At 62.9% G+C, this 19044-nt stretch carries 25 protein-coding genes; 10 read left to right on the top strand and 15 right to left on the bottom strand.

Going from position 1 to position 19044, the window contains the following annotated elements:
• Positions 1-280 precede the first annotated feature (280 nt).
• Together CK226_RS08180 and murI are read left to right on the top strand one after the other, a co-directional pair.
• The gene (locus CK226_RS08180; RefSeq protein WP_095791554.1) at positions 281-1192 is read left to right on the top strand and encodes an RNA methyltransferase; all 912 of its coding nucleotides are present in this window, start codon (positions 281-283) and stop codon (positions 1190-1192) included.
• The gene (murI, locus tag CK226_RS08175; RefSeq protein WP_095791837.1) at positions 1185-1973 is read left to right on the top strand and encodes a glutamate racemase; all 789 of its coding nucleotides are present in this window, start codon (positions 1185-1187) and stop codon (positions 1971-1973) included. The genes CK226_RS08180 and murI overlap by 8 nt, the downstream gene beginning before the upstream one ends.
• 24 nt (positions 1974-1997) lie before the next feature.
• Here murI and CK226_RS08170 read toward each other — a convergent pair whose 3' ends face one another.
• On the bottom strand, positions 1998-3380 hold the full coding sequence (locus CK226_RS08170; RefSeq protein ID WP_095791553.1) for an RNB domain-containing ribonuclease: 1383 nt from the start codon (positions 3378-3380) through the stop codon (positions 1998-2000).
• A gap of 160 nt (positions 3381-3540) precedes the next feature.
• Here CK226_RS08170 and CK226_RS08165 point away from each other — a divergent pair, with 160 nt between their 5' ends.
• On the top strand, positions 3541-3729 hold the full coding sequence (locus CK226_RS08165) for a DUF3008 family protein (protein WP_010909084.1): 189 nt from the start codon (positions 3541-3543) through the stop codon (positions 3727-3729).
• Between the two features lie 91 nt (positions 3730-3820).
• Here CK226_RS08165 and CK226_RS08160 read toward each other — a convergent pair whose 3' ends face one another.
• Positions 3821-4018: a hypothetical protein gene (locus tag CK226_RS08160; RefSeq protein ID WP_027042433.1), complete on the bottom strand. Its 198-nt coding sequence runs from the start codon at positions 4016-4018 to the stop codon at positions 3821-3823.
• A 371-nt stretch (positions 4019-4389) separates the two neighbouring features.
• Here CK226_RS08160 and rpsD point away from each other — a divergent pair, with 371 nt between their 5' ends.
• The 4 genes from rpsD (at position 4390) to CK226_RS35470 (ending at position 7327) form a co-directional block, all read left to right on the top strand.
• Positions 4390-5007, top strand: coding sequence for a 30S ribosomal protein S4 (gene rpsD, locus CK226_RS08155; protein WP_010909086.1), 618 nt, complete (start codon positions 4390-4392; stop codon positions 5005-5007).
• A 133-nt stretch (positions 5008-5140) separates the two neighbouring features.
• The gene (ttcA, locus tag CK226_RS08150; protein ID WP_095791836.1) at positions 5141-6028 is read left to right on the top strand and encodes a tRNA 2-thiocytidine(32) synthetase TtcA; all 888 of its coding nucleotides are present in this window, start codon (positions 5141-5143) and stop codon (positions 6026-6028) included.
• Positions 6018-6845, top strand: a complete 828-nt coding sequence (locus tag CK226_RS08145; RefSeq protein WP_095791552.1) for an inositol monophosphatase family protein — start codon at positions 6018-6020, stop codon at positions 6843-6845. The genes ttcA and CK226_RS08145 overlap by 11 nt, the downstream gene beginning before the upstream one ends.
• A gap of 248 nt (positions 6846-7093) precedes the next feature.
• Positions 7094-7327 (top strand): hypothetical protein, encoded by a 234-nt coding sequence (locus CK226_RS35470; RefSeq protein ID WP_245437693.1) that lies wholly within the window; start codon positions 7094-7096, stop codon positions 7325-7327.
• Positions 7328-7337: 10 nt separating this feature from the next.
• Here the strand turns inward: CK226_RS35470 and CK226_RS08135 are convergent, their stop codons facing one another.
• The 5 genes from CK226_RS08135 to purL all read right to left on the bottom strand — a co-directional run bounded on the left by CK226_RS08135 (position 7338) and on the right by purL (position 12407).
• Positions 7338-8606 (bottom strand): multidrug effflux MFS transporter, encoded by a 1269-nt coding sequence (locus CK226_RS08135; protein ID WP_095791551.1) that lies wholly within the window; start codon positions 8604-8606, stop codon positions 7338-7340.
• Positions 8607-8749: 143 nt separating this feature from the next.
• Positions 8750-9085, bottom strand: a complete 336-nt coding sequence (grxD, locus tag CK226_RS08130; RefSeq protein ID WP_010909091.1) for a Grx4 family monothiol glutaredoxin — start codon at positions 9083-9085, stop codon at positions 8750-8752.
• A 153-nt stretch (positions 9086-9238) separates the two neighbouring features.
• A complete protein-coding gene (locus CK226_RS08125; RefSeq protein WP_010909092.1) occupies positions 9239-9472 on the bottom strand; it encodes a BolA family transcriptional regulator in 234 nt (77 codons plus the stop codon).
• Positions 9473-9594: 122 nt separating this feature from the next.
• Positions 9595-10128: a hypothetical protein gene (locus CK226_RS08120; RefSeq protein ID WP_095788112.1), complete on the bottom strand. Its 534-nt coding sequence runs from the start codon at positions 10126-10128 to the stop codon at positions 9595-9597.
• 47 nt (positions 10129-10175) lie between these two features.
• The gene (purL, locus tag CK226_RS08115) at positions 10176-12407 is read right to left on the bottom strand and encodes a phosphoribosylformylglycinamidine synthase subunit PurL (protein WP_095791550.1); all 2232 of its coding nucleotides are present in this window, start codon (positions 12405-12407) and stop codon (positions 10176-10178) included.
• A 253-nt stretch (positions 12408-12660) separates the two neighbouring features.
• On the opposite strand from purL, the gene CK226_RS34800 reads away from it, so the two are divergent.
• A complete protein-coding gene (locus CK226_RS34800; protein WP_179295895.1) occupies positions 12661-12825 on the top strand; it encodes a hypothetical protein in 165 nt (54 codons plus the stop codon).
• Between the two features lie 15 nt (positions 12826-12840).
• On the opposite strand, the gene CK226_RS08110 is transcribed toward CK226_RS34800, so the two are convergent.
• Positions 12841-14253, bottom strand: coding sequence for a PLP-dependent aminotransferase family protein (locus CK226_RS08110; protein WP_095791549.1), 1413 nt, complete (start codon positions 14251-14253; stop codon positions 12841-12843).
• A gap of 93 nt (positions 14254-14346) precedes the next feature.
• Between CK226_RS08110 and CK226_RS08105 the strand changes: the two genes are divergently transcribed.
• Entirely contained in the window at positions 14347-14598 is a 252-nt protein-coding gene (locus CK226_RS08105; protein ID WP_095788114.1) for a DUF1127 domain-containing protein, read from the top strand.
• 9 nt (positions 14599-14607) lie between these two features.
• On the opposite strand, the gene CK226_RS08100 is transcribed toward CK226_RS08105, so the two are convergent.
• The 7 genes from CK226_RS08100 to purC form a co-directional block, all read right to left on the bottom strand.
• Complete coding sequence (locus CK226_RS08100; protein ID WP_095770355.1) at positions 14608-15249, bottom strand: Pr6Pr family membrane protein; 642 nt, start codon at positions 15247-15249, stop codon at positions 14608-14610.
• A gap of 1 nt (position 15250) precedes the next feature.
• Positions 15251-15658, bottom strand: coding sequence for a hypothetical protein (locus CK226_RS08095; RefSeq protein WP_095791548.1), 408 nt, complete (start codon positions 15656-15658; stop codon positions 15251-15253).
• On the bottom strand, positions 15655-16320 hold the full coding sequence (locus CK226_RS08090; protein WP_095791547.1) for a glutathione S-transferase family protein: 666 nt from the start codon (positions 16318-16320) through the stop codon (positions 15655-15657). Before CK226_RS08090 ends, CK226_RS08095 begins: the two co-directional genes overlap by 4 nt.
• 70 nt (positions 16321-16390) lie before the next feature.
• Positions 16391-17059, bottom strand: a complete 669-nt coding sequence (purQ, locus tag CK226_RS08085; protein ID WP_032930048.1) for a phosphoribosylformylglycinamidine synthase subunit PurQ — start codon at positions 17057-17059, stop codon at positions 16391-16393.
• Positions 17056-17310 (bottom strand): hypothetical protein, encoded by a 255-nt coding sequence (locus CK226_RS08080; protein ID WP_095770880.1) that lies wholly within the window; start codon positions 17308-17310, stop codon positions 17056-17058. The genes purQ and CK226_RS08080 overlap by 4 nt, the downstream gene beginning before the upstream one ends.
• A 19-nt stretch (positions 17311-17329) precedes the next feature.
• The gene (gene purS, locus CK226_RS08075) at positions 17330-17572 is read right to left on the bottom strand and encodes a phosphoribosylformylglycinamidine synthase subunit PurS (RefSeq protein WP_095770879.1); all 243 of its coding nucleotides are present in this window, start codon (positions 17570-17572) and stop codon (positions 17330-17332) included.
• Positions 17573-17615: 43 nt separating this feature from the next.
• Positions 17616-18410 (bottom strand): phosphoribosylaminoimidazolesuccinocarboxamide synthase, encoded by a 795-nt coding sequence (gene purC, locus CK226_RS08070; RefSeq protein ID WP_010909103.1) that lies wholly within the window; start codon positions 18408-18410, stop codon positions 17616-17618.
• Between the two features lie 275 nt (positions 18411-18685).
• Between purC and CK226_RS08065 the strand changes: the two genes are divergently transcribed.
• On the top strand, positions 18686-19006 hold the full coding sequence (locus tag CK226_RS08065) for a DUF1476 domain-containing protein (protein WP_095770351.1): 321 nt from the start codon (positions 18686-18688) through the stop codon (positions 19004-19006).
• The last annotated feature ends 38 nt before the right edge of the window (positions 19007-19044 follow it).

Below are 19044 nucleotides of genomic sequence, written 5' to 3'. Positions count from 1 at the left end.
AGCCATCAAGCAGTATAGGGTTGGATAGCTTGTCGTTGCCAGAGCGGCCGCGATGCCCACATCTCAACCATCCCTTGAGAAGATGGAGCACGTGGCTCGTTTGCTTGTACGGGCGTGTGACCATTTGCTCCAGCCCGCCGGTGGAGCGAATTTGGATTTTTCGCGCCAACACAGGGGGTGCGGGACAAGGCTATTTGTCGCCAGGTCACCGACAACTCTTCAAAAAGCCGTATCGATATGGCAGGACGCGGTGACCTCGTAGCGCAATCATCTGGAACACATGACCGCAACAGACTTTCAGCGTGGCCCTGGCGGTCCGGCGATCATCCTCGTCGAGCCGCAGCTCGGCGAGAACATCGGCATGGTCGCGCGCGCCATGGCCAATTTCGGCCTGTCGGAACTGCGCCTGGTCAATCCGCGTGACGGCTGGCCGAGCGAGAAGGCGCGCGCCGCCGCCAGCCGCGCCGACCATGTCATCGACGCCGTGACGGTGTTCGACGATCTGGCCTCGGCCCTTGCCGATCTGAACTTCGTCTTCGCCACCACCGCCAGGCAGCGCGACGGTTTCAAGGCCGTGCGCGGCCCCGTGGAGGCGGGCAGGGTGCTGCGCGCCCGTCATGGCATGGGGCAGCGCACCGGCATCCTGTTCGGCCGCGAGCGCTTCGGTCTCTACAATGACGAGGTCGGGCTCGCCGACGAGATCGTCACCTTTCCCGTCGATCCCGATTTCTCCTCGCTCAACATCGCGCAGGCGGCGCTGCTGATGTCCTATGAGTGGATGAAGTCGGGCCTCGAGGATGAGAACAAGACCAATTTCACCGGGCCGGAGATGAAGCCGGCCAGCAAGGAAGAACTGCATGGCCTTTTCGCCTATCTCGAAGGCGCATTGGAAGCGCGCGGCTATTTCCGGCCGGCGCCGAAGAAGCCCAAGATGGTGGACAATCTGCGCGCCGTGTTGACGCGCGCCGGTTTCGCCGAGCCGGAGCTGAAGGTGCTGCGCGGCATCATCTCCTCGCTGGACAGGTTTTCGCCGGCAATGCCGCGCGGCGACGGCTCGCCGGGCGATGATCCAAGGCGGCTTCCGGCCGCCGCGCGTGCCGGCCAGGCAGAGGCCGATCGCCAGGCGCACAAGCCTGTGGGTGACGATGAGGACGCGCCGCCGCTGGGCGGCAAGGGAACCGACAATGACTGAGCAGCCGATCCTGATGTTCGATTCCGGCGTCGGCGGGCTGACCGTGCTGCGCGAGGCGCGCGTGCTGATGCCGGACCGGCGCTTCGTCTATGTCGCGGACGATGCGGCCTTTCCGTTCGGCGCCTGGGAAGAACCGGCACTGCGCACCCACATACTCGAACTCTTCGCCAAATTGCTCGACCGGTTTGTGCCTGCGATTTCCGTCATCGCCTGCAACACCGCCTCGACGCTGGTGATCGATGCGCTGCGCGAGAGATTTCCCGGCCATCCCTTCGTCGGCACCGTGCCAGCGGTCAAGCCGGCGGCGGAGCGCACCCGCTCCGGGCTGGTCTCCGTGCTGGCGACGCCGGGCACGGTGAAGCGGCAATACACGCGCGACCTGATCAGTAAATGGGCGCAGAAATGCCATGTCCGCCTAGTTGGCAGCGACAGGCTGGCGGGCCTTGCCGAAGTCTATATGCGCGAGGGTTTCGTCGACGAGGAAGCCGTGCGCGCCGAGATCGCGCCCTGTTTCATGGAGAATGAGGGGCTCAGGACCGACATCGTCGTGCTGGCTTGCACCCACTACCCGTTCCTGGTCAACCGCATGCGCAAGACCGCGCCCTGGCCGGTCGACTGGATCGACCCGGCCGAAGCGATCGCGAGGCGTGCCCTTTCGCTCTTGCCGCCCGTCGACGGGGCGCTGCCGCAAGGCGAGCCCGATATCGCGGTCTTTACGTCAGGCAAGGCGGATTTCGCCGTCGGCCGGCTGATGCAGGGCTTTGGACTGTCCGTGCGCTGATTGATGTCGCCCAACGCCAGTCGCTCAAACAGGTTCGAAGACGATGCTGCGTTGATCCGGATCGGCCGAGGCCAGCTTTAGCGTCACACCGTCACCCTGCCTGAGACCGGAGGCCTTTACGGTGGCAACGACAGGCATGTCGGCAAGCTGGACGCGCACGCCATGGTCGACGAAGTCGGTGACGACGGCTTTGAACGTTTCCCCTTCGCGTCCCCTCAGCATCACCGCCTCGGCAAGGTCGATGGCTGCATGGTTGATCTGCGAAGCGCGGGCATCCGCACGCCCCATCACCTTTGGCAGTCCGGCGAACGCATCGCTGACGGCCTGCGGCACGGGCTGGCCGTTGGCGATAGCCAGCGCGCAGCGCACGACATAGCGATCGGCCAGTCGCCTGAGTGGCGCGGTCGCATGGGCATAGGTCGCAGCCATCGCCTCATGCCAGGGAACGACACCTTCCTGGTAGGGCTGGTAGGACGCGCCGTTGCCTGCGCGGCGGATTTCCAGCATCAACGCCGCCTGTTTCGGATCAGCCGGATCGAGCGAGCGCTGGTAGTCGCGCAGGCTGGTTGAGGCCGGCCAGGACAGACCGAGCGCCTGTGCCGCGTTGCGCAATCTCTGCACCTTGGAGGCGTCTGGCCCAGACATCACCCGAAACAGTCCGGTCTTGTGCGCCAGCATGGCGTCGGCGATCGCCATGTTGGCGGCCAGTGAAAGCGCGGCGTTGTCCTGCTCGGATTGCAGCAGCGGTCTGAACGAAAGCCGGAAGCTGCCATCGGCAAGCCTTTCCACCTCCTGCTCGGGCGGGTCGACGCGGGAAGCGCCGCGCCGCTCTTCGTTTGCCGCCATGCGCCGCGCCATTTCGGCGAAGTCGGCCGGAACGTCGGAGGCCTTCACGCTGTCATAGGCGAGCTTCGCGCGGCTCTGGATGATTGCCCGCTCCGCGCCGTCCAACTTTACCGCGCCATCCTCAGCGACCCGGACGGTGAAGACGACAGCTGGACGCGGTCCATCCGGCAACAGGCTCGCCGCAGCCTCGGCAAGTGCCGGCGGATAGAGCCCGGCCTTGCCGTCGGGCAGGTACAGCGTCTCGCCGCGCGTCCAGGCTTCGCGATTCAGCGCGTCGCCGTCCTCGACGAACCATGCAACGTCGGCGATGGCATAATGCAAGAGAAGATCGCCACCGCTTGCCTCGATCGAGAACGCCTGGTCAAGATCAGTGGAGGCCGCCGGATCGAGCGTGACGAAGGGCATGTCAGTTCGATCGGCATGCTGGTTCGGCACGCGTCTGGCCGCCGCCTCCGCTGCGGCCATCACGTCAGCCGGAAATCCATCCGGCACGTGGAACTCGGTGCGGATTTTCGCCAGGCCGGTGGAGAGCGCTTGTGAGGGGTCTGTCAGGGACTTCATTCAGCCGTCCTACACCAGGGCTTCGGACACGGGAAGGCTGCCGACGAATTCGCCAAAGCTGGCTGCCTGACCGGCGGCGATCGGACGAGAAACTGGGCCTACCGGCACTGGAACCGCCGCCGAAGAGCGGCGTTTCCCTGACAGCAAAGGAGAAACCGCCATGCCAGCCACCTCGAAAGCCCAGCAGAAAGCCGCCGGCGCCGCGCTCTCCGCCAAACGCGGCGAGACGAAAAAGAGCGAGCTCAAAGGCGCTTCCAAAGGAATGTACGAATCCATGAGCGAAAAGCAGCTCGAGGAATTCGCCGAGACCAAGCGCAAAGGGCTGCCGGAAAAGAAGTCGAAAGACTGAGTGTCGTTCGCGAAACGCCGGCCCAAGCAAACAAGGCCCGCAGCGGAACCGCGGGCCTTGTATCTAATGCAAAATCTGTAGGCCGTTTGCCTTACCAGCGATGGCAGCGCCGTATCCGCTCGACGATCACCCTGCGGTGGCCATGCCGCCACACCACCCTTTTCTTCACGATGATGCGGCAGACCTGCTTATGGCCGTGCCAATGGCGCGCCATGGCTGGTTCCGGCGCCACCGCCATCGATCCGGCCAACACCGCGGCACCGGCCAAGGTAAGGAAGAACTTCTTCATGCTGATTGGACTCCTCTAGCTCCAGATCTCTTCCCGGTGCCGTTGGCGCAAACCTCCCGCCACATCCGGCATCGCTCAACGCTGGGACGCTATAGGGTTGCGTTGCGCCGCGCCACTCACAAGCTTGACACCGGTTAAATCTCGGTTTAACCAGCCGCCAACGCCGGGCAGCGATGTCCGGTGTTTGTTTTGTATGCGCAGGACCGGTTGCCTTGGTTTCTGGTTTTGTTTGAACTGACGTGTCCCGTGGGTTTTCCGCCGCGTTGCGTGGGAAAACCCTGTCAGGTCTCGAAAACGGAGGCCAGAGGAGGGCGCGTTTCCTTCACCCGGACCATGAGGTTGCGGGTGTGTTGTTTTGAAAAGGGAATGCGATGAGCAAGCGCGAATCCGCGAAATACAAGATCGACCGCCGTCTCGGCGAAAATATCTGGGGCCGCCCGAAGTCCCCGGTCAACAAGCGTGAATACGGCCCCGGCCAGCACGGCCAGCGCCGCAAGGGCAAGCTTTCCGATTTCGGCCTGCAGCTGCGCGCCAAGCAGAAGCTGAAGGGTCACTATGGCGACGTTTCGGAAAAGCAGTTCCGCAAGGTCTATGAAGAGGCCGACCGCCGCAAGGGCGACACTTCGGAGAACCTGATCGGCCTGCTCGAATCGCGTCTCGACGCGGTCGTCTACCGCGCCAAGTTCGTGCCGACCATTTTCGCCGCCCGTCAGTTCGTCAACCACGGCCACGTCAACGTCAACGGCAAGCGCGTCAACATCGGCTCGTACCGCTGCAAGCCGGGCGACGTCATCGAAGTGCGCGAAAAGTCGAAGCAGCTGGTCATCGTCCTGGAATCGGTCGGCCTCGCCGAGCGCGACGTGCCGGACTACATCGAAGCCGACCACAACAAGATGGTTGCGACCTTCTCGCGCATCCCTGGCCTGGCGGACGTTCCGTTCGCCGTGCAGATGGAGCCGAACCTGGTCGTCGAATTCTATTCGCGCTAAGCGAACGCCTTTTAGCGATACCGAAAGGCCGCCCTCGAGGCGGCCTTTTTGTTTGGCGCATCGGCTTTGCCGTTTCGATTTTGCGGCCGATGCGCTAATCCGGACGGACATCACATCCTGGGGCCGCCGCGCCATGAATATGCTGCCAGACATCGAGACGCTTGAGCCGGCCGCCGAAGGCGGCTCCCATCCGCTGTTCGCCGATGTGCCGTCCTCGGTCGAGTTCAACAAATTGCGCAAGCGGCTGCTACGGCTGACCCGCCAGGCGATCGAGGATTTCTCGATGGTGGAGCCGGGACAGCGCTGGCTGGTCGCGCTGTCGGGCGGCAAGGATTCCTACGGCCTGCTTGCCTTGCTGCTCGACCTCAAATGGCGCGGGCTGCTGCCGGTCGAGTTGCTGGCCTGCAATCTCGATCAGGGCCAGCCGAGTTTCCCCAAGCACATCCTGCCCGACTATCTCAACGCCAACGGCATTGCCCACCGCATCGAGTATCAGGACACCTATTCGGTGGTCACCGACAAGCTGCCGCAAGGCAGCACCTATTGCTCGCTCTGCTCGCGGCTGCGGCGCGGCCATCTCTACCGCATCGCGCGCGAGGAGGGGTGCTCGGCGCTGGTGCTCGGCCATCATCGCGAGGACATTCTCGAAACCTTTTTCATGAACTTGTTCCATGGCGGCCGTCTCGCCGCCATGCCGCCAAAGCTGCTCAACGACGAAGGCGACGTCATGGTGCTGCGGCCGCTGAGCTATTGCGCCGAGATCGACCTCGAAAAATTCGCCGCGGCGATGCGGTTCCCGATCATTCCTTGCGACCTCTGCGGCAGCCAGGAAGGTCTCCAGCGCAACGCCATGAAGGCGATGCTGGAAGACATCGAAAGGCGCATGCCCGGCCGCAAGGACACCATGATCCGCGCGCTGTCCAACACCCGGCCGTCGCATCTGCTCGACAGGAAGCTGTTCGATTTCGCCGCCCTGAACCAGACCCTCATCACAGGACAAGACGCTTCAGATGACATTTGACGACAACGCGATCGACTGGCTGGCCAGCCTGCTGGCCGAGGCCGCCGACACCGAAATCATGCCCCGCTTTCGCCGGCTGGGCGATGGCGACATCAGGCAGAAGACCTCGGCCGCAGATCTGGTGACGGAAGCCGACGTCAACGCCGAGCGGCTGATCACCGCCAGGCTGCGCCAGCGTTATCCCTCGGCCATGGTCGTCGGCGAGGAAGCCTGTTCCGACGACCCGGCGCTGCTCGATGGCCTGGGCGACGCCGATCTGGCTTTCGTCATCGACCCGGTCGACGGCACCTTCAATTTCGCCTCCGGCGTGCCGCTGTTCGGCGTCATGCTCGGCGTCGTGGTCAAGGGCGAGACGGTCGCCGGCATCATCCATGATCCGGTCGGCAAGGACTGGCTGATCGGTGCCAAGGGTGCCGGCAGCCATATCCGCCATGCGCATGGTACACTGGAGACAGTGCGGGTTGCGGCTAGCGCGCCGATCTCCGGGATGACCGGCGCGGTTTCCTGGCAGTATATGGCCGAGCCCGACCGCACGCGGCTGGCCTGCAACCAGACCAAAACGCTGTCGCAGTTCAACTACCGCTGCGCCGCCCACGAATATCGCTTGCTGGCGAGCGGCCATGGCCATTTCGTCGTCTACAACAAGTTGATGCCCTGGGACCATCTGGCCGGCGTGCTGATCCATGCGGAGGCCGGCGGCCATGCCGCGCGCTTCGATGGCACGGCCTATCTGCCGTCGCATGTTGGCGGCGGCTTGCTGGTCGCTCCTGATCGCGAAAGCTGGCAGGAGTTGCGCCGCGAACTGTGGGCTGGGTAGGTCAATTCCTGGCCCGCGCTTGACTGCCGGTTTTGTGCGGCCGAAGAATTGGCGCTTTCGCGGGGTTCTCTCGAATGAAATCTCGGCGCGCAATTCTTGCGGCGGCTCTTGCTGCCATCTTGCTTGCAAACGCCACCGCGGCAATCGCGCAAGAGCGCCCCTGCCACAGCTCCGAACCTGTCGACACCCTCAAGGAGATGTCGGAGGCTATCTATGCCTGCTGGAGGCCGCCAGCGGGGACCGCGGGCATGTCGTTGACGCTGCAGTTCTCGCTGCGCCGCAACGGCACGCTGATCGGCAAGCCTCGCGCCACCTATTCGGATCTCGGCGCCGATCCGCAGCTCAGCCGGGCCTTCGTGGCATCCATCCTCAAGGCCCTCGACGACGCGCTGCCTTTGCCTTTTTCGGACAGCATGGGCGGAGCAATCGCCGGGCGCATGCTTGCGCCCCGCTTCACGGCGGCGGTTGAAGGTGCCTCCTGACGCACCTCGTCTAATGCAGGTCGGTAATATGCCCTGAAATGGGTGGGTTATGCGGCTGGAACATCTTGCCGCGCTCGGCGATGAGGATCATCAGCAGCGCCGCGACCGAGACGCTGCAGAAGCCGGCGGCAAGCGGCGTCACCGTGCCGTTGAAAGCCTGGCCGATCAGCGTGCCGAGAATGCCGCCGAGAAACGTCTGCATGAAGCCAAGGATGGACGACGCCGTGCCGGCCAGCTGGCCGAGCGGCTCCATCGCCAATGCGTTGAAATTGGCGCCAAGCGCACCGAAGGGAAGCATGGCGCTGGCAAAGAAAGTGATGAACAGCCAGAGCGGCATCTTGATTTCCAGCGAAACGACCAGCCAGGCCAGGCTGATGACCAGAAACAAAAGCAGCGCGCTCTGCGACAGACGGCGCATGCCGATGCGGCCGACAAGCCGCGAATTCAGAAAATTGGAAAAAGCCAGCACGCCGGCGACCCCGGCGAAGATGACGGGGAACATCTCGCCGACGTTGAAGATGTCGACATAGATCTGCTGCGCCGAGGCGATGAAGCCGAACATGGCGGCGAAGATGAAGGTGCTGGCAAAGGCGTAGCAGAGCGCGATGCGGTTGGTGAGCACGATGCCGAATCCGCCGAGGACCGAGGAAACCGTCAATTGCCGGCGATATTCGGGGCGCAGCGTTTCAGGCAGGCGCAGCAGCGACCACGCCGACACGATCAGCGCGCCGACGGCCATGGTGACGAAGATATAGTGCCAGGTGGCGAACAGCATGATGAACTGGCCGATGCCCGGCGCAATGACCGGTATCGCCATGAACACCATGAAGATCAGCGACATCACCTCCGCCATGCGCCGGCCTTCGAACGTATCGCGCACGATCGAGACCGCGATGACGCGCGTGGCCGCCGCGCCGATGCCTTGCACGGCGCGGCATATCAGCAGCGTTTCAAAGCTTGGCGCGATGGCGGCGGCGGCGGCGGCCGCCACATAGATGATCAGCCCGGCGACGAGCGGCGAGCGGCGGCCGAAACGGTCCGAGATCGGCCCGAAGAACAGCTGGCCGCCACCAAAACCCAGAATGTAGGCGGTGATCACATATTGCCGGTGGTTTTCATTCTCGACGCCGAGCGAGGCGCCGATCTGCTGCAGCGCCGGCAGCATGATGTCGATGGCCAGGGAATTCAGCGCCATCAGCGCCGCGCACAGCGCAATGAACTCCCAGCGCGGAATAGACAGTTTGCTTGCCGATTGCGGCGCTGTCGATTGCTGATCCACGGCAAGTCCGATCTCTCAAACGAAAACGCGCCGGCGGGCCGGCGCATTGGCTCGTCCTGGTCCCGATATCGGGACATAAAAATTGCCGAGGTGGAGCTGCCCCGGTGTTCAGAGCAGTCGTTACGACATGCCCAAAACCGAAATCAGGCGGCGCCTTTGACGCTGACGCCCTTTTCGACCAGGAAGGTCTGCAACTCGCCGGCCTGGAACATCTCGCGGACAATATCGCAGCCACCGACGAATTCGCCCTTGACGTAAAGCTGCGGGATCGTCGGCCAGTTGGAATAGTCCTTGATGCCTTGGCGCAGTTCAGCCGAATCCAGGACATTCACGCCTTTGTAGTCGGCGCCGATATAGTCGAGGATCTGGACGACCTGGCCGGAAAAACCGCACTGCGGAAAACCGGGCGTGCCCTTCATGAAAAGGACGACGTCGTTGCCCTTCACTTCATTGTCGATGTAGTCGTTGATGCCGCTCATGGAATATCCTTTCACGCCTGTGGGAGTCAGGCTCGAAACATGTCTCTCAAATAAACCCATAGGTTGCCCGAAACAAGACATTAGCCGCGCCATGGCCGAAATGGCGCAAAGGATGGGCGGGTTTGGGCCAAGCGGGTGTTGGCCGGAACGGCCTCAGTCGGGAACGCTGGTCTGCAGCGCAAGGGCGTGCAGCACGCCGCCCATATTGCCCTTCAGCGCGTCATAGACCATCTGGTGCTGCTGGACGCGACTTTTTCCCCGGAAGCTCTCGGCGACGACTTCAGCCGCATAGTGGTCGCCGTCGCCGGCGAGGTCGCGGATCGTCACCTTGGCGTCCGGGATGCCGTCCTTGATCAGTTTTTCGATGTCGTGGGCGTCCATTGCCATTGCACAATTCCTGTTTCGGGCGAGCGGCAGCATGGCCGCCCGTGCGATGAGAGTCGGGGTAAACCTAAAGCCTTTCCGGCCGCGATTGAAGCCGTTCCGTCCAGCACCAGCGTGATTGTCGCCTAGGACGCATTCCTGTCCGGATCGACGGCATCGGCCGCTGGGTCGTCTTCGCGCATCGAGAAGGCGCGGCCAAGGCTGAAAACCAGACCATAGAGAGGGATGTTGACCGCCAGGTTGGCGATCGGCAGGTAGCTGGTCATCCGCCAGGCGGGCGAGAAGAACGGTTGGCCATAGCCGTCGCAGACAAGCGAAGAGCCATACTCCCACAAGGCCCCCAGGACGGCCGCGACGGCGAAAAGCTTGATGCAGGTGACGATCTGCATTGCCCGCGCCGGCTCCGGCAGAAGCCGGTTCCAGAGCACCAAACAGACTATCGGAACTGCATAGATGAGGTTCTGCAGCACCAGCATCGGCAGCCCGCCATTGGCCGCGTCAAGGAACTCGGCACGCGTATCCAGCCTCGGGCAAACCTCGCTTGAGGTCGTCGACAGCAGGAAAAAAACGAACGGCCCGAGGAACCAGAAGAAGAACAGCGACGGCCAGAAAACGACTGCAAGCAGCACCCGGGCAGCCAGTTTCCTGTGATTGAACATGAATCTTTTCCGAAAACCGGTTCCCACTTTTCGGGATCATGCTCTGCTCAACTGGCCTGGTCCATGAAGCGGGGGAACCAGCCTTCGTGGGCGGCGGTCAATTCACTGACCGGAATCGTCCTGGCATCGCCGAGCTTCAGCGCATCGCCGCCGGTCGAGCCGATCCATGGCGCGAAGATGCCGAGTTCGCCCTGCTGCTTGCGGATGGCGTCCCATTCCTCGCCATGCGGGTCGATCGACAGCGTCAGCAGATACCGGCCCTGATCCTCGCCGAACCAGACCGGGATCGGATCGGTGCCGACAAGGCCGGGAACGGTCGCGCCGATGCCCGACGCCATCGCCATTTCGGCCAGCGCCACGGCGATGCCGCCATCGGAAACGTCATGCGCGGCGGTGACGATGCCGGAGGCGATCAGCGAGCGCACATGGTCACCGACGCGCTTCTCATGCGCGAGATCGACCGGCGGCGGCGGCCCGTCGGTGCGGCCATGGATGTCCCTGAGGTAGACGGACTGGCCAAGATGCGTGCCCCAGGAGGCGGGCGCGCCGACCAGCAGGATCATTTGGCCCTCGGCCGCAAAGCCGGTGCGCACCATCTTCGACCAGTCGGCGATGAGGCCGACGCCGCCGATAGTCGGTGTCGGCAGGATGCCCTGGCCGTTGGTCTCGTTGTAGAGCGAGACATTGCCCGACACGATCGGGAAGCCGAGCGCGCGGCAGGCGTCGCCAATGCCCTTCACCGCGCCGACCAACTGGCCCATGATCTCGGGCCGTTCCGGGTTGCCGAAATTGAGGTTGTCGGTGGCCGCCAGCGGCAGTGCGCCGGTGGCGGTCAGGTTGCGCCAGCACTCGGCCACGGCCTGCTTGCCGCCCTCATAGGGATCGGCTTCGCAATAGCGCGGCGTCACGTCGGACGAAAAGGCGAGCGCCTTGGTCGCATGGCCTTCCACCCGCACCACGCCGGCATCGCCGCCGGGAAGCTGCAGTGAATTGCCCTGGATCAGCGTGTCATACTGTTCCCAGACCCAGCGGCGCGACGACAGGTCCGGCCCGCCGAGCAGCTTCAGCAGCGCATCGGCAACATCGGCCTGCGGAATGTCGTTGGCGGCGAGCGGTGCGGGCTTCTTCGGCTCGATCCAGGGGCGGTCATATTCCGGCGCCTTGTCGCCGAGATCCTTGATCGGCAGATCGGCGACCTGGTCGCCCTGATGCAGCACGCGGAAGCGCAGATCGTCGGTGGTCTTGCCGACAATGGCAAAGTCGAGGCCCCATTTGTGGAAGATCGCCTCGGCCTCCTTTTCCTTCTCGGGCCGCAGCACCATCAGCATGCGCTCCTGGCTTTCCGACAGCATCATCTCATAGGCGCTCATGCGCTCCTCGCGCACCGGCACCTTGTCGAGATCGAGCTCGATGCCGAGGTCGCCCTTGGCGCCCATCTCGACCGCCGAACAGGTGAGGCCGGCCGCACCCATGTCCTGGATGGCGATGACGGCGCCCGAGGCCATCAGTTCGAGGCAGGCTTCGAGCAGGCACTTTTCGGTGAAGGGATCGCCGACCTGCACGGTCGGGCGCTTCTCGTCGATCTTGTCGTCGAATTCGGCCGAGGCCATGGTGGCGCCGCCGACGCCGTCGCGGCCGGTCTTGGCGCCGAGATAAACGACCGGCAGGCCGACGCCCTTGGCCTCCGACAGGAAGATGGCATTGGTCTTGGCGAGGCCGGCGGCAAAGGCGTTGACCAGGATGTTGCCGTTGTAGCGGGCGTCGAAATTGACCTCACCGCCGACTGTCGGCACGCCGAAGGAATTGCCGTAGCCGCCGACGCCCGAAACCACGCCGGCGACGAGATGCCTGGTCTTGGGGTGATCGGGCGCGCCGAAGCGCAGTGCATTCATCGCCGCGATCGGCCGTGCGCCCATGGTGAAGACGTCGCGCAAAATGCCGCCGACGCCGGTCGCCGCGCCCTGGTAGGGCTCGATGAAAGAGGGGTGGTTGTGGCTTTCCATCTTGAAGACGACGCAGTCGCCGTCCCCGATGTCGACCACGCCGGCATTCTCGCCTGGCCCCTGGATGACCTGCGGTCCGGTGGTGGGCAGCGTGCGCAGCCACTTCTTCGAGGATTTGTAGGAGCAGTGCTCGTTCCACATCGCCGAGAAGATGCCGAGCTCGGTAAAGCTCGGTTCGCGCCCGACGAGGTCCAGGATGCGCTGATATTCGTCTGGCTTCAGCCCATGCGCGGCGATGAGCTGTGGGGTGATCGGCACGGAATTGGAAATGGTCATGGGCGGTGATTTATGTCCATGGAGCGGGGATTTTGAGTCCCCTCTTATCGCAAGCTTTGCGGCCGATACACCCGTCGATGAGCGAAAAAGACAGAAAGCAACAAGGTGACGGCCGGCGTAGTCCGCACCGGGAGCTTTCAGGCGCCCGTCGCGCCAGCGGTGATCCGCGAGGTCACCGTGAGGAATGCAAAGCCGCATGGGAACGCTATGGCATCCCGGCCGTTGGGTTCCAACCCTTCAGGAGATCAGGACCATGGCTACCAAGCAGAACAAGAAAGACAATCGCCTCTCGGACAAGGAGGCTCTTCATCTCGCCGAAACCACAGACGTTTCGCCCGGACAGGCGAAGGAAATGGCCGAGAAGCACGGCAAGGACAAGGCCAAGGAGGAAGCCAAAAACTTCAAGGCCGAGGGCTGATCTGATTCAGGTTTCTCACGAAAAGCTGTCGTAGCCGGCGCGGCCTTCGTCGAGGAGACGGCGGATGACGGCAACGCCGTCGGCGACATCGCTGCGCTGCCTCGGCTGCGAGGTGCCGAAGCGGACACCGTGAAAGACCTGTTCGGAGCGGCCGGCCTTGAACTCGTCCTCGTCGTCGATCAGCACGCCGTGTTCGAGACAGGCATTCTTGAATGTGCCGGAAAGCCATGGGTCGGGCAAAGTCAGCCAGACAAAGGGCACCTTGTCATGTGACTTGAACGCGAAGCCGGCCAAGGTTTCGCGCACGATCGCGATACGGGCGCTGATTTCGGCGATGCTGCGCTTGCGGATATCGCTGGCCTGACCGGAGAGCACCAGCCTCGTATTCACCTCCGCCAGCAGGAAGGGCATGCCGCCGGTGATCATCTTGTGGGCGACACGGATCCGGTGGCGATAGGCGGGAGGGCAGGAGAGCCAGCCGCCGCGGATACCGGCCGCTACCGATTTCGACAGACCGCCGGCGACGATGGTTCTCTCTGGGGCATATTCAGCAAGCAACGGTGTCGGATCGTCCGTCAGGTGGCCGTAAAGATCATCCTCGATCAGGATGACGTTGTATTCGCGCGCGACACGCGCGATCGCCTCGCGGCGCGCTGCGGACAGTGTCGTCAAGGTCGGATTCTGCGCCGTCGGCATCAGGAAGATCATCCTCGGATGCTTTTGCGCGCAGACGCGCTCGAAATCGGCAGGGTCGAGGCCTTCGTCATTCGAGGCCACCAGTGCCGTGCGCCGGCCGATCAGCCCGGCGCTGCGCGAGATCTGCGAATAGGTGAGGTGTTCGAAGGCGACATAGTCGCCCGGCGTGGTGAGTGCGGCGATCGCCGCCATCACCGCGGCATGGGTGCCGAGCGTCGGAACGATGCTGTCGGCGGCCGGGCGGAAGGTGTTTCTCGACAGCCAGCGGGCGCCGGCTTCGTACCAGCGGCCAGGAAAATCACGCGTGTAGCTCGAGATTTCATGGGGATGATCCTGCGCGGTGCGCGACAGCACATCGGCGATATCAGTGCCCTGGCCGACATCGGGTGCCGCCGTGCTGTCGAAACGCAGTTTGTCCTGAGGCGCATCGACATAGCGCGTGCCTTCCACGCTGACGTCGGGCGCCTCCGGTTTCACGCCTTCGGCGCGCCGGCCAAGCACATAGGTTCCACGCCCGACTTCGCCGCTCACCAGCCCTCGCTCACGCAGCAACTGGTAGGCCCGGCCGACCGTGCCGACCGTGGTGCCGATGTCATAGGCGAGGTCGCGCTGGGGTGGCAGTTTTGTTCCGGCGCCGATCACGCCCTGGTCGATGCCCGCCTCAACGGAGTCCGCGAGGCGTTGATAGAGGGGTCCGGCGCCGCCGGTCAGATCTGGAAGCCAATTTGTCATGGTGACAATTTTCTATATTGCACCGAATTATGAGTCAATACATATCAATCGGGCGCCAAAAGGGGTGCAATTGAGAGTCTTGGCAGAAAGAAAATGGATACAATCGCGACAATCCGTCATCCCAGAGCCGCATTTCCAGGCGAGGCGCTAGGCCCGTCAGGCCAGCAAGGCTTTGTCGGCCGTCTGGCGCGCCTGGTCAGCTCGCTGGCACGATGGATCGACCATTTGCTGGAGCGCCGGCGCGGCCGGCTGGCTTTGCTGGAGATGACCGACGATCAGCTCAAGGATATCGGTATCTCCCGCTGCGATGCCCACCGCGAGGGCATCAGGCGCTTTTGGGAATAGAGGCCATTCTTAACGGACCGGTTTGGCCTCGCGATGGCCGATGCCGCGATCGATAAAAGCGGCAATGATCGAGATCACCAGGAACAGCGCGGTGATGGCCAAGGCCGCAATGGCGACGCTGGCGGCGCCGTTCTTGGCGACATCGAGGAAGGGGTAGGGCACTTCGCCCGCGATCGGTGCCCGTACCAGCGCATAGGCGAGATAGGCGATGGGATAGAGCATCCACCAGGAAATGTCGCTCCACCTCGTTCTGCCGTCGGCCCCTGCTGCCAGCCACCACAGCACGAACAGCACTGGCGTCACATAGTGCAGCAGCACATCGCAGAGCAGGAACAGGCCTTGCGGCTGCCAGAGCCGTGCCAGAACGGTGGCATAGACCATGAAGACGACGGTGATCGAAACCGCAACACCCGCACGCATCTGCGGCACGGCGAAGGCCGGCAGCCAGGCATAGCCGGTGGATGACAGCAGGGATGTGTACACCAGCACGGCGCCAACGTTGGTCAGGATGGTGAAGAAGCTGAAGTAGAACACGATAGAGCCGAGCAGGCTGCGGCCGGCCTCCATCGATGCCGGAACGGTGATGCAGAACTGCAGGACGAGGCCGGCCAGGCCGATGGCCAGACCCACCACCTGCAGGAAGCGGCCCATGTCAGGCGGTCGCGGCGCAGGCCGGATTGCCCGTCTGCCAGCGGGCAATGTCCGAGCCGATGCGTGCGCCGAGCGGGTTGTTCATCAGCGGTCCGAACACGTCGACACGGCTCGAACTGCCTTGCGCCTGCACGACCAGCAGCGGCTTGCCGCCATAATGCTTGGCCGGCACCAAAAGGAAACGCGGCGTGCCGCTGAACGAGTTCAGTTCATTGGCCATCTGATATTGCTTGAAGGCTGGGTCCTTGCTGGCGATCCAGCATTTGTGGGCTGCGATCGCCACTTGTTCCATGGCCAGCAGCGCCGCACTTTTGCCCGACGGCACAGGCGTGCTCTTCGGGCTCGACTGGCAGGACGCCAGGGCTAAGCCTGCGGCTGCGACGAGAACGATCGTCTTGCACTTGATCAAGCGGCACCCATCTCGAGTTCGGACAGAAAGATCTTCAAGCCGTCGGTCATCTCGCCCCAGACCCGCGACAAGGCCGGATGCTGCGAGGCGATCTGCTCATAGGCATCGAATTTGGGATAGGCGTCGAGCAAGTCGTGGCGGCCCGTCATGGCGCGGAAATTGTTGAAGATGAAACGGGTCGGCGTCAGCCACGCGTCGGCAAAGCTGATGTCGTTGCCGAGCGCGAAGGGGCCATGCGCCATGCGTGCCTCGATCGCCGCCAGCCCGTGATGCAGGCGGGCGAATTGGGCGTCGATCTCGGCATTGTTGCGCTTCGGCACGAAATGCAGCTCGAAAAGCTTCATCATCGGCGTCAGCACGTCGAGATCTGTGATGCGGGCGAACATGCGCACCAGCGCGCGGTCCTTGGAATCGGGCGGCAGCAGCGCCGGTTCCGGAAACCGTTCCTCGAGATATTCGGCGATGACAACCGATTCGACGATGGTTTCGCCCGAGCCGGTGATCAGCACCGGAATCCGGTTCATCGGCGAAATGGCGCGAAACGCTTCGGGGATTGGAAAACCCGGCGGCGGCGCGATGATCTTGAGCGGCACGTCCTTGATATAGGCAAGCGCCCGCACGATCGACGAATAGGGCGACAACGGCCGCGAATAGAGTTTCATGACCGTCTCTCTCCCCAGAGCAATGGACCCGATGTCCCTATGAATTTAACCGCGTTCGCCGCCGAGATCGTCAAGCGGCGATACCGAGCGCGCCTTCGAACAGCGCCCGGCCGTCGCTGCCGCCATGGGCGGCTTCGATCAGGTTTTCCGGATGCGGCATCAGGCCAAGCACATTGCCTTGTTCGTTGATGATGCCGGCAATGTCGTTGATCGAGCCATTGGGATTGGTACCCTCGGCATAGCGGAACACCACCTGGCCTTCGCCTTCGAGGCGGGCAAGGGTTTCGGCGTCGGCGAAGTAATTGCCGTCATGATGCGCCACCGGCGAGCGGATGATCTGGCCCGGCTGGTAACGGCGGGTGAACATGGTGTTGGCGTTGGTGATCTCGAGCTTGATCTGCCGGCAGACGAACTTCAGGGAGGTGTTGCGCATGAGCGCCCCCGGCAGCAGGCCGGCCTCGACCAGGATCTGAAAACCGTTGCAGACGCCGATGACCGTGACGCCCTTGGCGGCCTTTTCGGCGACGGCCCGCATCACCGGCATGCGCGCCGCGATCGCGCCGCAGCGCAGATAGTCGCCGAAGGAGAAGCCGCCTGGAATGGCGATCAGGTCGACGTCAGGGATTTCAGTGTCGGTCTGCCAGACGGTAACCGGCGGTTTTCCCGAAATCTTGGTCAGCGCCGCGATCATGTCGCGGTCGCGGTTGAGGCCAGGCAGGAGGACGACGGCAGATTTCATTTTGGTTCGTAAGGCCTCTGGGCTTCGGCTAGTTCGCGCAGGTCGAGACGGCGTTCGATATGTTCGAGCCGATCATCCTGGCGAGCGAGCACACCATAGATGTTTTTCACGTCACTTTCAGTGGCTATGAGATGACCTCGAATGGAACCAAGCTCGGATTTCACCTCTCCGAGCGTCAAGTCCATCCTGTCTAACCGAGACTGGATGGACTTGAGGGTTTCAAATATCAAGCTGCCATCGATCTCGGCCACCAACCCCTCCGACACAACCTCAGGTTATGGCCACACTATAATTCTCAATCACCGTATTCGCCAGCAGCTTGTCGCACATGGCTTTCAGATCGGCTTCGGCCTTGGCCTTGTCGCCTTCCGCCAGTTCGACGTCAAACACCTTGCCCTGCCGTACCGCGCCGACGCCGTCGAAGCCCAGACCGGACAGCGCGTGTTCGATCGCCTTGCCTTGCGGGTCGAGGACGCCGTTCTTGAGGGTGACGGTAATGCGGGCCTTGATCACGCTGGACATGCTCCTGTTCTAAGTATCGGATCGCAAGCCGCTATCAGTGCGGCTTGCCTTTGACGACGTCGGTCGAGGCGACAAGCACCGGGCCGGTCGGGCGCGGCGGCTCGTTCTCGTTCATGATGCCGAGGCGGCGGGCGACTTCCTGGTAGGCCTCGACGAGGCCGCCCATGTCGCGGCGGAAACGGTCCTTGTCGAGCTTGTCCTGCGTTGCCACGTCCCACAGGCGGCAGGAGTCCGGCGAAATCTCGTCGGCGACGACGATGCGCATCATGTCGCCCTCGAACAGGCGGCCGCATTCGATCTTGAAGTCGACGAGCTGGATGCCGACGCCCATGAACAGGCCGGAGAGGAAATCGTTGACACGGATGGCGAGCGCCATCACGTCGTCGATCTCCTGCGGGCTTGCCCAGCCGAAGGCGGTGATGTGCTCTTCCGACACCATCGGATCGTCGAGCGCGTCGGCCTTGTAGTAGAATTCGATGATCGAGCGCGGCAGGACGGTGCCTTCCTCGATGCCGAGGCGCTTCGACAGCGAACCTGCGGCGACGTTGCGCACCACCACTTCGAGCGGGATGATCTCGACTTCCTTGATCAGTTGCTCGCGCATGTTGAGCCGGCGGATGAAGTGGGTCGGGATGCCCATGCGGTTCAAGTGGTTGAAGATGTGCTCGGAAATGCGGTTGTTGAGCACGCCCTTGCCGTCGACGACCTCGTGTTTCTTCTTGTTGAAAGCGGTCGCGTCATCCTTGAAGAACTGGATGAGCGTACCTGGCTCCGGTCCCTCATAGAGGATCTTGGCCTTGCCTTCATAAATGCGGCGGCGATTTTTCATCTGATTTTTTCTCTGGATTTGCGGGCAGGCGGCAAGCGACCAGTTCCTGTCCGTCTGCCTATATTAGTTGCGGCGACGGTTGGGTTCAATGCCGGGTCTATCCCAATCACACCGTTTGCTCAATCGGCAAATCCGTCCAATCAACCGCTTTCCGGACTGAAATGCCGCAGCGCAGCATATGACGAAGCGTATTGACCGGCTCGCGACGTTTTGGTTTGTGCTTTGGCAACACACATATCTCTGCCAACGAATCGCATTTGACCCGGAGGGACGCCATGAGCAGCATGAAAGATCGCGAAGAAGGCTTCGAGCGCAAATTTGTGTTCGACGAAGAGCTTCGGTTCAAGGCGTCGGCGCGCCGCAACAAGGCGCTCGGCCTGTGGGCCGCCGAAAAGCTCGGAAAGTCGGGTGCCGACGCCGATACCTATGCCAAGGAAGTCGTTGTTTCCGACATCGAGGAAGCCGGCGATCACGACGTGTTCCGCAAGATCCGTAAGGATTTCGATGCCGCCGGCGTCGACCAGTCGGACCATCAGATCCGCCGCACCATGGACGAACTGATGGCGCAGGCGATCGAGCAGATCAAGAACACCTGATCCGGGCCGACGCAGGGTTTCGCAAGAGTGTCCCGGTT

Source organism: Mesorhizobium sp. WSM4311, assembly GCF_002295115.1.
Classification (GTDB): Bacteria; Pseudomonadota; Alphaproteobacteria; order Rhizobiales; family Rhizobiaceae; genus Mesorhizobium.
This window is presented reverse-complemented; position numbering and strand designations above follow the sequence as displayed.